The following is a 10,823-nucleotide window of genomic DNA, read 5'->3' on the forward strand; positions in this document are numbered from 1 at the left end:
TAAAGGGCGCTCCAGCCGCGTTGTGGTAAAAGAGTGCCGGTCCGTGGTCTGCCACGTGGTCGCCGAGCCCGGCTTCTTGCAACTGTTCCAGGGTCGCATCTTTGGTGAGTTTGTACACCATCGTGGCGATCATCTCCAGGTGACCAAACTCTTCGGTTCCGATGTCCGTAAGCAGGCCCGCGATCCGATCGGGAATGGTGTAACGCTGATTGAGGTATCGGAGGGCGGCGGCCAACTCCCCATCCGCTCCGCCGTACTGTTCGATCAAATATTTGGCGAGCCGTGGGTTGCACTGGCTCACCCGGACCGGGTATTGCAGCTTTTTCTCATATACCCACATCGTCATCCCTCCTCGTCAGCGCCCAGGTTAAACTTGCCAGGGCCAAGGACTTTCCACCCATTCCCAATGATGGGCGGACCGCCCGTTGCCCCCGGCGGTCAAGGGTCCGAACCGTGTTTCGAACCCGGCCGCGATGGCTTTCCGGCGCTCGTTCCACGCTCGGTATTGTTGGAGCGCTTGGACGTCCCCCGGGTGGGTGTCCAGGTACAAATGCAACTCCATCAACACAAAATCGACCGTTTGCAGCTGTTCCAGCCACTGGTAATACTCTTCGGGTACGGGTGGTTTCATCAGTGATCCCCCCGATGGGGTTCCCCGTACGGGCTGTATAACGCCGGCCACAGGGTCCCCCGGTGCAGGGCCTCCCGGGCTGGGTACTGGGGCAGACCCGGTGGCTGAAATCCCAGGTACAGCTCTGGAGGCGTTTGGTAGAATTTTTGTCGGATGGGCGTACAAGGATCGTGGGGACTCACATAAGGGTAGTACACTTTTTGTTGGGTGAACACGGCACTCCCTCCCGCTGGGCATTGTTCACGCCATACTATGCGAAAGGACGGGCAAGAGCCCCGAATTTGGGCCTTTCTTCAACAGTTCTTCAAGATTGTCCGGTATAATGACATCAATCGAGGGTAAAGGACGGGGTCGACATGGAAGCGACGCTCTTGTTGGTGGACGATGAACCGCGGGTCCTGGACGTCATGGCGACGTTCCTGCAAGGGGAGGGGTTCCGAATCGTTACCGCCCAAACCGGCCGGGAGGCCCTGGAGGTTTTTCAGAAACATCAACCGGACCTCGTGGTCCTGGACTGGATGTTGCCCGAGATGAGCGGCCTCGATGTTTGTCGGGAGCTGCGTCGAATGGGCAGCGTGGGCATCATCATGGTGACGGCCCGGACGGAAGAGGCGGATAAGATCGTCGGCCTTGAGGTGGGGGCCGATGATTACATCACCAAACCCTTCAGCCTGCGGGAATTGGCTGCCCGAATTCGCTCGGTGTTGCGGCGCACCCAGGGGGGCGGGGACGAGCCTTCGGTGCTGCGCCGGGGTGATTTGACGATCGACGAGACGAAATTCCGGGTGTGGAAAGGGGATCAGGAGATTGTTCTCACCCCGACGGAGTTCAAAATTCTCGTGACCCTCGCTTCCAGGCCAGGGACGGTTTACAGCCGTCTGCAACTGTTACAAAGCGCCCTGGGGGAGACCTACCTCAACTACGAGCGAACGGTGGATACTCACGTTAGTCATTTGAGGAAAAAAATCGAGGATGATCCCGCGGAACCGCGATATATTCAAACGGTGTATGGGGTCGGATACCGATTCGGTGAGCGCCTGTGAAAGTCCGGGACAAATTGTTCTTGGGGATGGCGGCTCTGATCCTGTTCATGGCCGCCGTTTTTCTCACCATTTCCCAAGGGTATGTCAAACATCTGTTTCAGCAGTATGCAATGGCGGCCCGCCAGGGCCAGGTCCAGCAGTGGGAACAGCTGCTGGCTTATTATTATGTGCAAAATGACGGTTCCTGGGAGGGGGTCGGTCAGTTTGTGACGGCGGTGGTCAGCCAGCAGCTGGCGACGAAAAAGGAACCGTTGCGATTCTTGCTGTTAGATTCTCAACGACGGGTCGTGTTGTCCCTCGGTGTGGGCGGCGGCCATCCGGACCTTGGAACGGGTTGGGAAGTTCCGGTGACGGTCGCCGGACAAACGGTGGGGATTCTGTGGGTGTCCGATCAAAACATCCAGGGTCTCGCGAAGATTGAAGGTACGATTTTGCACTCGATGACCTTGGCAACGGTGACCGGCGTGATCCTGACGACGGTGGCGGCCCTCCTCGTAGCGGCCTGGTTGGCCCGGCGGATCACCGAACCGCTTCGGGCGCTCATCGATGCCACCCGGCGCATTCAAAAGGGGGACCTCGGGCCGAGGCTTTCCATCGCCACCCGGGACGAATTCGGAGAAGTGGCCCAGGCTTTTAATGAGATGGCCCTCCAGTTGTCGAGAATCGAAGAGACCCGCCGCCACCTGGTGGCGGACGTCGCCCACGAATTGCGGACGCCGCTGACTATCATCCAGGGGCAGTTGGAACTCATCCAGCAAGGGGTTAAGCGCGCCGAGCCTGAGACATTACTCCCTATTCAGGATGAAGTGATGCGGTTGACCCGCCTCGTCGGGGATCTTCATCAACTTTCGTTGGCCGAAGCCGGCCGACTTCCCCTTGAAAAAACATGGACAGATCTCACCGCCTTGGCTGGGCGCATTGTTGATAACTTTCAAATCGAGGCTGAGGCCAAGGAGATTACCCTCACTTTGGAAGCGAGCGATTCCATTCCCGTCTACGTAGACCCGCACCGGATGACCCAAGTGATCGTCAATCTGGTTGGCAACGCCCTCCGCTACACACCCACCGGGGGCGCCATCCGCATCGTCGCGCGACAGGAAGGATCGGAAGCCATCCTGGCCGTGTCGGACACGGGCCCGGGGATTCGGCCGGAACATCTCCCGCACATCTTTGACCGATTCTTTCGGTCTGACGAGGCTCGGTCCCGGGAAGAGGGTGGGACCGGCCTGGGACTGGCTATTGCCAAGGAGTTCGTCGAGGCTCACGGAGGCCGGATCGGTGTCGAATCCAAGCTGGGAAAAGGCACGACCTTTACCGTTCGCCTTCCTAAAGATTTAACGGTCAGCGATCGTACGTCTCCCCGCCCTGATGGCTTTCGTAGGGACCAACAGGACTGAGGAGGAATGAATTCCCAGAGGGGGCTGCTGCACGAAATCCCGGTAGCCCGGACACACTGTCAACGGGAGGTGAGGGATCCGTGACTGTGGCGTCTCAAGTAAAACAAACGTTAGCAGGTCTGAAATCGGCCCAGGCGTCCCTGGAGCAATTCGCCTTGCAAACGCAGGACAAAGCGGCCAAAAAAGCGTTTACCGACGCCGCCACCCAGACGCAGTCGATCATTAACACGCTGCAAAGCCGGGTGACGCAGATGGAACAGCAGGAACCGGAGTACAAGGGGTTCTGATTGCAAAAGCGGGGAGTTCAGCGGGAACTCCACCCGGGTTCCCGCTGAACCGCCTCCGCGTAACCCCAGGGCCGGCGGGGAGGTGGGCTGTCGTGGACGGGGCGGTCAGCGCTTTCCTACGCTCCATTGTCATCTTTTTCATCCTGCTGCTGTTTACCAAGATCCTGGGCAAACGGGAGATTTCCCAATTGTCTTTCATCGACTTTGTCTCGGCCATCACCATGGGCGACATTGCCGCCAACCTGTCCTATAATTTGGAAGGAGAAATGGGGAAGGGATTCTCCAGCCTGATGGTCTGGGTGTTTCTCCCGTTTCTCCTGTCGTATATGGCGTTGCATTTTAAATGGGTGCGGCGCTTTCTGAATGGCAATCCGGTGGTGGTGATCCGCCAGGGGAAGGTGATGGAGGATAACCTGCGAAAGGTGAGGTATTCCATTGATGATTTGATGCAACAACTGCGCCAGCGCAACGTGTTTCACGTGGCCGACGTGGAGTTTGCGGTGCTCGAGGCAAGCGGACAGCTGACTGTGCTAAAAAAGGCGGACTTGGAACAGCCGACCCGCCGGGATTTGTCGGTTCCGGCCGAGTTGCGCAATGAACCTCACGTGGTGATCGAGGACGGCCACATCAATCACGAGGCCCTCACCAAGGCAAATTTGGATCCCGGGTGGCTCTTGGCGGAGCTGGAGCGAAAGGGGGTCCTCTTATCCAATGTGTTTCTCGGGCAGGTGGATTCCCAAGGGAATCTGTATGTCGATCTCTATGACGATAACCTGCCAGTTCCGGCGTCAACCCATCGCCAGGCAACGCTCGCGCTACTGAAACAGGCTCAGGCGAATCTTGAGATGTTCGCCCTTCAGAGCGAAAAAATGGCTTCTAAAGGGCAATATGAGCAGTTGGCTAAAGATCTGGACCACGTGGTTCGGGGAATTGAGCCGTTTTTGCGGGGAGGCGGGGTAGGGTGAGGCCAAAAGACGCGAAGACCACTCCGACCCAGCGGGCCTATGCGGAACGTGTGATGAAGATTCGGAAACCCGTCCCGCTGGTGAAAAACTGCATCCGCGCATTTTTCGTCGGCGGGGTTCTTTGCCTGCTCGGGCAGCTGATTCAGACGGGATGGATGCGGTGGTTTGGCGTGGACAAAGAGATGGCGGCGGGTCCCACGGTGGCCACGTTGATCGCTCTCTCAATCTTGGCCACGGGGTTGGGTGTCTATGACCGCTTCGCCCAGTGGGCCGGTGCGGGGTCGGCGGTTCCGGTGACGGGGTTTGCCAATTCAATGGCCAGCGCGGCGATTGAACACCGGTCCGAAGGCCTGGTCCTGGGGACGGCGGCGCAGATGTTTAAATTGGCCGGGCCAATTCTCGCCTTCGGGGTGACTGCAGCTTTTTTCGTTGCCTTGGTCAAAGCACTGTGGGTCGCCGGTTCGTGAGAACCGGGAGGAGGTGGCGGAATGGGACGGGTAGGCCATCAAACCTATGTCTTCGAACGGCAGATAGGCATTCGTACCACCGGGGTGGTGGTGGGACAAAAAGAGGCGGAGGGGCCTTTAGCGAAGTATTTTGACCGGCTCCACGACGATATGCGCATGGGGCAGAAGACCTGGGAAAAAGCGGAACGGACGCTGCTCAAGGAAGCGATGGATCTGGCCATGCGCAAAGCGCAGTTGGAGAAAGAAGACATTCCTTTGTACATCGGCGGGGACCTGATGGATCAGATCACCACCACGAATTTTGCGGCGAGTTCCCTCGGCTCGATGTATTTGGGCATCTACAGCGCCTGTGGCACGACGGTGGAAGGGTTGGCCCTGTCGGCGATGATGATGGAGAGCGGCGCGGTGGACCGGGTGATGACCGGAGCAGTGAGTCACACATATGCGGCGGAAAAATTGTATCGATTTCCCAATGAGTATGGGGTTCAAAAACCTCCCTACGCCCAGCGGACCGTCACCGGAGCGGGTGTGGCCCTGTTAGAACCCGGGACGGGCCCCCGGGTGGAGGCGGCCACCTTCGGCAGGGTGGTGGATTCGGGACTGAAGGATCCTTTTGACATGGGCAGCGCCGAGGCCCCGGCAGCGGTGGCGACCATTGTGGCTCATTTGCAGGATCTCGGTCGGAGTCTCGACGATTACGGTCTCATTCTCACCGGGGATCTAGCCCGGGTTGGGCTCACCTTTGCCAAGCAGCTTCTGGAAGGCCAAGGGGTTACGCCAACCGAACGGGTTGAAGATTGCGGGGTGATGATCTACCGGGAAGACCAAGGGGCATTCGCCGGGGGCAGTGGAGCCGGGTGCTCGGCTGTGGTGATGTACGGGTGGGCGGTCAATCAGATGCGTCAGGGTCGCTATCGGAGGGTGCTCTTATGCGGGACCGGTGCGCTTCATTCTCCGACCAGCGTGAAACAAGGGGACAGCATTCCGGGGATCTGTCACGCGGTGAGTTTAGTCATGGATGGAGATGGGTGATTTGTTATAGGGCGCCCAAAAATTGGACAAAGATCCGCCAACTTCATATGGATATCCGGGGATGTCGCGGGTATACTGGGACACGACCTTTGAAAAAACGACCGGCCGAGTCGCCACAGTTCCGGAATTCCGGGCGTGGCGTACGGGGGAACCAAATGTGTGGGGTGAAATGACCCGGTGGTCATCGGGCGACCTTTCGACCGAACCCGGCAGCTAACCCCGGAGGCCGCCGAAAGGAGAGAGGGAAGTGAGCCCTTCCGTATGGTTGGTGCTGGCGGCATCGTTGTCGTTCGGCATGCAGTCGGTGGGAACAGGGGCGTTCGGTCCCTCCCTGTATCACGCTTTCTCGGTCAAATCTGATGGCGGTGACGGTGTCTCCGGATTGGCGAGTCGCTCCCTTTCGCCGACCGAGGCCGGGGCAACCGTGACCGTGCATCGCGGAGATGAGGGATCCAAGGCACAGCCGGCCCCGGCGCCGGGTGAATCGGCTGCTCCCGCTCCGCAAAACACTACCCAGGGCAACGGGCGGCCTGCGGAGGTCTCCGCACCGCCCGCCAAGGCTCCCGATCCGGCTCCCGTGAAGAAGGAAGTCCGGCAGACGGCACCAAAACCTGCGGCGACGGCGGTGAAGCCAGTCGTGAAACCCGTGAACCGACAGCCGGTTCAGCGGCAGGCGCAAGCGCCTTCCCAGGGGGCGGTCAGGACCATGACCGCCACGGTGTATGGGCCGGGGAACTCCGGCCCATATGGGGATGTGGATGCCTTTGGCCAGCCTCTGCGGGTAGGCGTTGTGGCCGTGGATCCGAGGGTGATTCCACTGGGATCCCGGGTGCTGATCAAAGGTTTTCACGCTCCGGGCATCTCGCCGGACGGTTTTTACGCCGTGGCCTCGGACATGGGAGGAGCCATCAAGGGCAATCGCATCGACGTGTTCTTGCCGCTGGATCAGCAACAACTGCTCGACATCGGGATGCAACAGGTGACTGTGCAAGTCTTGGGGAAGTAAAAGGAGCGGGGCCGTTTTCAGGGGAGTTCCTGAATCGGCCCCTGTTTTTTGAAGGTGGAGCAACTTTGATGGGTGCCGGCGGATATGCAAGGATTGTCGGAATGACAGAGATTTTGTCGAAGGATGGACAAAAAGTGTTCCCAGTTTAAACCTATGCAAAAACCGCGGTTTTCTCATATAATCATATTTATAGGGAGCTAGAGAGATGTGAGAGGTGGTGGCCATGCGGTCCTACGATGAAGCGGTGGGTCTGTTGAAAGGGCGCGGTGTTCGCATCACCCCGCAACGGACGGCCATCCTCCAATACCTGTTGTCTCATCGAACGCATCCTACGGCAGATGAGATTTATCGGGCCATTCAACCGTCCTATCCCAATGTGAGCGTGGCGACGGTGTATAACAATCTGCGGGCGTTTCAGGAGGCGGGCTTGGTTCGGGAACTGACGGCCGGAGATCACGCAAGCCGCTTTGATGTCAATATGGTCCCGCACCATCATGCGGTGTGTGACCGTTGCGGCAAGATCGTCGATTTTTATCACCCGCAATTGGACGGGCTGGCCGAGGCGATGGAAGAGGAACTGGGCTTCGCGGTGACGGAACAGCGGATCGAGGTTCACGGTCTCTGCCGGGAATGCCGTCAGCGGCCTTCTTGAGGATGGCGTTAAGTAGAATAGGAATTTCGGCCGCACATGCCGATCGCGATGGAGGCGAAAGATGTTGCAGGGACGAAGGGTAGCCGGCATCGTTTTTGTCCTTGGGGTATTATTCCTGGTCGTCTTACAGTTCGTGATGGATCCGGTTCGACAAGCCAAAGATCCCGTAGCAGTGGCGAATAATTTTATCGGCTACGTAGAGCTTCAGCAGTTTGACAAAGCAAGTCAGTTTTTGAGCAGCAGTTTCCGCAACAGCGGCCAGGCGGACCACGTCCTGCGACAGTTGTGGCAGAACCTCGATCAGAACGCAGTGAATGTGAAGCTGGTCTCCAATACCGGTTCCGAGGCGAGGGTGCAGTTTTACAATGATCCTAACGCTGTGCTTGTTTTGACCAAAGAAGGGGATCGGTGGGTCGTCAGTAACTGACGAAAACGGCATTCGAAGGAACGGAGAGCCGTAGTCCAGGGCGAAGGAGAGCCTTGGCTACGGCCCTGCCCGGGGAGGCGGTTTGCCATCGCGGCGGTCTGGATCAGCGTCTTGTGTGTTGCGGAATGTTCGTCTGTTAAAATAAATTGGGGGGGTTGACACGGCGGCGAGTTGGCTTATATAATCATCCTTGCGTCTAGATCCCGAGGACGAACGGGGATTTGGACACTGAACTCCGGGACTCGGCAGTCAGGTGCCGAGGATTCAGAAGCGATGCCGAAGTGGCGGAATTGGCAGACGCACACGACTCAAAATCGTGCGGGGAAACCCATGTCGGTTCGAGTCCGACCTTCGGCACCACGTGGGGGTATAGCTCAGTTGGGAGAGCGCTAGAATCGCACTCTAGAGGCCAGCGGTTCGAATCCGCTTACCTCCACCAAATCGGGAATAATCGCAGGAGTACAGCTAGGTCTGACGGAGCCCGTCAAGCTTACAAGACTCCCCCTTTTCCGTTGTGAAACGACTACGGGAAAGGGGGTTTTCTTATGGCCAGGGCCAGGCAAGCCAGGGCAAAGCGGACGGTTCGGGAGAATCGTGTCAAGGTGTCCTGGCAGGATGCGATTGAAGAATATCTCATGGTTCGCAAGGCGGAAGGCCTTCGCCCTGCCACACTGAAAAGCCAGCGTCAGGTCCTGAGTCTGTTGTATCTGCGCTATCCGGAAACGTGGGAGAATCCAAAAGCGGGCGTTCTGAAATTCCTGAGCGAGGACATTAAGCCGGCCACCTACAACATTCGTACAGCCTACCTCAAGACGTTTTTCGATTGGTGCCGGAAGCAGGGATACATGACCGAGAATCCCATTGAAGGGTTCAAAAAGCGCAAGGCGGGGCACCGCATCGTGAATATCGAACCGGACGTCCTCCAGCGCCTCCTTCAACTGCCTGACCGCTCCACCTACGTCGGGCGGCGGGATTATGGCCTGATACTCCTTCAACTCGATACGGGCATTCGTCCCCGTGAGGCCGCCCGCTTGCTCCCGGATGACGTGAACCTGAGGTCCGGGGAGGTCTATGTGAGGGCGGAGGCAAGCAAGACGAAGGTTGACCGCACACTCCCCATCAGTCCCGCCACCGTCAAGGCCATCCGTGAGCTCCTGGCTGCAAGGCCTGAGTCCTGGGGGCCTGACGTGCCCGTCTTTGCGTCCCAGGACGGGACGGAACTGTCCCGTTACTCCTGGCTCGACCGTTTGCAGAAGTATTCGCGTCCCCTTGGCGTCCGTCTGACGCCGTATTCCCTGCGCCACGTGTTCGCTTTGGAGTTCCTTCGCAATGGCGGTCATGCCCTGGCTCTGCAAAAGATGCTGGGCCATGCTGACCTTACGATGACCAAACGTTACGTAGCTCTGACAGACGGGGATATGCGCCAACAGCATGACATGGCCTCGCCGTTGACCAAACTTCTGCCTAACCGCAAAAGGGGGAAAAGAGCAAGATGAAGCCGAAATACCTCTACGAGGTCAAGTCTCCAAACGGGCCGTGGATGCCATTCTGGGCCTATGACAGCCGGGACGCCAAGCGGCAGTATTGTAAGATACGCGGGCTCCGGCTCAATGACCATTGGACGGGCATGAGCATGCTTACGGCGAGGAAGGTCAAGAGCAACGGTTCACTTGCTAAAAACAGGTGAAACAGGTTCCGACGAATTGCGTCGTGACCTAAGGAATTGGAGGAATTTGCCTCTTTCTTAAAGAAAGAGGCAAGATATGGAATTATCAAGGGAGGATACCAACATGAGTGTTGAAATGCGCACCATCGAACTGCCCGACAAGACCATTCGGACACTCAAGACAATACTCGAGAACGTCCACGGTGACAAGTGGGAGATGCAAGCCGTTATCGAGGATGGGACCGTTCGCATAGCCCTTCACTTCGAGCTTGGGCAGCCCGGGAAGGACGGGAAGCCTAGACGCTGGGACTATGCGTTTGACAAGACGTACTTACGCCGGGAGTTCGACGAACGCCGGTTGGCCGCCGACCTTCGGGAAAGCCAACTTGATGGGCTTGCCGAGCTTGTTGAACAGGTCCGCGCCGAAAGGTATGCGTAAGTTACCCATACCTTCGGCGGGTGGGGAGGTAAGAAACGAGCATGACCTACCAAGATTACGTTATCGAACTGGATGACACGGTTGTCCATTTGGGCAGGGTCTCGTTCGGAGGCGGCGCATGGCGTTGGATGATTCAATTTCTGGACGACGAGAAGGTTCGCGTTGTCGTTCACGACGAAAGGGACGTCTCGGGCAGGAGCAGACGGGGGATACCACGGTTTACATTCGACAAAACTTACAGCGCTTCCAATGGGCAACGGATAGCGGACGACTTGAGAGAAATCCGACTGGACTGGCTTGCGGAGGCCGTTGAGCAGGTCTTTGTGAACGAATGACTGCGGCGAGGGGTCGGGACGCCTGTCCCGGCCCTCTGTCGTCTGCTCACTGCCCCCAAAAGTGGGGGCACCTGCCCCTCAAATTTGAGGGGCGTCTGACAAGGAGGACAACCACCCCAAAAGTGGGGCCGTTGAATAGAAATGAACCGCCTCAGAATTGAGGGCGTTAGACGGGCTCAACGTTGAGCCGGTTGTCTCCGACGGGCCCAAAATTGGACCGGTTGCCGCCATCGTAGCTACTGGCCTCAAAAGTGAGGCCACCTGCCCGTCAAATTTGACGCTCAGCTTTTTGGAGCCCTAGACCCGAAACCATCTCTATCCCCGTGGTCTTACTCCAGGAAGGGGGGACGAGATTTCATCCTCCCCGCGCGAACAACCAAAACAAAGGAGAGGAATGCTAGTGGGTAAGGGTGTGACGCTTGTCGGGGGCCTTGTGCTTGTCGGAACGCTTTTGGTGGGATGCGGAGCCAGTCCGG

The 10,823-nt window shown here is 58.0% G+C and carries 15 protein-coding genes, 2 tRNA genes and 1 riboswitch; of the genes, 14 read left to right on the forward strand and 3 right to left on the reverse strand.

Going from position 1 to position 10,823, the window contains the following annotated elements; all coding sequences use genetic code 11:
* From K6T64_RS15250 to K6T64_RS15260, 3 genes are all read right to left on the reverse strand, one after another.
* A partial coding sequence (locus K6T64_RS15250; protein WP_288010922.1) for a manganese catalase family protein occupies positions 1-340 on the reverse strand: 340 nt, incomplete at its 3' end.
* Positions 341-367: 27 nt separating this feature from the next.
* Complete coding sequence (locus K6T64_RS15255; RefSeq protein WP_100667488.1) at positions 368-631, reverse strand: spore coat protein CotJB; 264 nt, start codon at positions 629-631, stop codon at positions 368-370.
* The gene (locus tag K6T64_RS15260) at positions 631-846 is read right to left on the reverse strand and encodes a spore coat associated protein CotJA (RefSeq protein ID WP_170085396.1); all 216 of its coding nucleotides are present in this window, start codon (positions 844-846) and stop codon (positions 631-633) included. Before K6T64_RS15260 ends, K6T64_RS15255 begins: the two co-directional genes overlap by 1 nt.
* A 141-nt stretch (positions 847-987) precedes the next feature.
* On the opposite strand from K6T64_RS15260, the gene K6T64_RS15265 reads away from it, so the two are divergent.
* The 14 genes from K6T64_RS15265 (at position 988) to K6T64_RS15330 (ending at position 10,347) form a co-directional block, all read left to right on the forward strand.
* Positions 988-1,674, forward strand: a complete 687-nt coding sequence (locus K6T64_RS15265) for a response regulator transcription factor (RefSeq protein ID WP_100667490.1) — start codon at positions 988-990, stop codon at positions 1,672-1,674.
* Positions 1,671-3,071, forward strand: coding sequence for a sensor histidine kinase (locus tag K6T64_RS15270; RefSeq protein WP_100667491.1), 1,401 nt, complete (start codon positions 1,671-1,673; stop codon positions 3,069-3,071). The genes K6T64_RS15265 and K6T64_RS15270 overlap by 4 nt, the downstream gene beginning before the upstream one ends.
* A gap of 80 nt (positions 3,072-3,151) precedes the next feature.
* Positions 3,152-3,358, forward strand: coding sequence for a DUF1657 domain-containing protein (locus K6T64_RS15275; RefSeq protein ID WP_100667492.1), 207 nt, complete (start codon positions 3,152-3,154; stop codon positions 3,356-3,358).
* Between the two features lie 92 nt (positions 3,359-3,450).
* Positions 3,451-4,323 carry a DUF421 domain-containing protein gene (locus K6T64_RS15280; protein WP_288010923.1) on the forward strand — a complete coding sequence of 291 codons (873 nt, stop codon included), beginning with the start codon at positions 3,451-3,453 and terminating at the stop codon, positions 4,321-4,323.
* Positions 4,320-4,790 carry a stage V sporulation protein AC gene (gene spoVAC, locus K6T64_RS15285; RefSeq protein ID WP_100667494.1) on the forward strand — a complete coding sequence of 157 codons (471 nt, stop codon included), beginning with the start codon at positions 4,320-4,322 and terminating at the stop codon, positions 4,788-4,790. The genes K6T64_RS15280 and spoVAC overlap by 4 nt, the downstream gene beginning before the upstream one ends.
* Before the next feature lie 21 nt (positions 4,791-4,811).
* Positions 4,812-5,822, forward strand: a complete 1,011-nt coding sequence (spoVAD, locus tag K6T64_RS15290; RefSeq protein WP_170085401.1) for a stage V sporulation protein AD — start codon at positions 4,812-4,814, stop codon at positions 5,820-5,822.
* Positions 5,823-5,915: 93 nt separating this feature from the next.
* Positions 5,916-6,065: riboswitch (cyclic di-AMP (ydaO/yuaA leader) on the forward strand.
* Between the two features lie 4 nt (positions 6,066-6,069).
* On the forward strand, positions 6,070-6,828 hold the full coding sequence (locus K6T64_RS15295; protein WP_288010924.1) for a 3D domain-containing protein: 759 nt from the start codon (positions 6,070-6,072) through the stop codon (positions 6,826-6,828).
* Between the two features lie 223 nt (positions 6,829-7,051).
* Positions 7,052-7,480 carry a Fur family transcriptional regulator gene (locus K6T64_RS15300; protein ID WP_100667497.1) on the forward strand — a complete coding sequence of 143 codons (429 nt, stop codon included), beginning with the start codon at positions 7,052-7,054 and terminating at the stop codon, positions 7,478-7,480.
* A gap of 61 nt (positions 7,481-7,541) precedes the next feature.
* Positions 7,542-7,907, forward strand: coding sequence for a hypothetical protein (locus tag K6T64_RS15305; RefSeq protein ID WP_100667498.1), 366 nt, complete (start codon positions 7,542-7,544; stop codon positions 7,905-7,907).
* A gap of 275 nt (positions 7,908-8,182) precedes the next feature.
* A tRNA-Leu gene (locus K6T64_RS15310) sits at positions 8,183-8,267 on the forward strand.
* A 3-nt stretch (positions 8,268-8,270) separates the two neighbouring features.
* Positions 8,271-8,346, forward strand: a tRNA-Ala gene (locus tag K6T64_RS15315).
* A gap of 106 nt (positions 8,347-8,452) precedes the next feature.
* A complete protein-coding gene (locus K6T64_RS15320) occupies positions 8,453-9,403 on the forward strand; it encodes a tyrosine-type recombinase/integrase (RefSeq protein WP_170085402.1) in 951 nt (316 codons plus the stop codon).
* A gap of 294 nt (positions 9,404-9,697) precedes the next feature.
* Complete coding sequence (locus K6T64_RS15325; RefSeq protein ID WP_288010926.1) at positions 9,698-10,012, forward strand: hypothetical protein; 315 nt, start codon at positions 9,698-9,700, stop codon at positions 10,010-10,012.
* 41 nt (positions 10,013-10,053) lie between these two features.
* Positions 10,054-10,347, forward strand: a complete 294-nt coding sequence (locus K6T64_RS15330; RefSeq protein ID WP_288010928.1) for a hypothetical protein — start codon at positions 10,054-10,056, stop codon at positions 10,345-10,347.
* Positions 10,348-10,823: the final 476 nt, after the last annotated feature.

The organism is Kyrpidia sp., from assembly GCF_023512215.1.
Classification (GTDB): domain Bacteria; phylum Bacillota; class Bacilli; order Kyrpidiales; family Kyrpidiaceae; genus Kyrpidia; species Kyrpidia spormannii.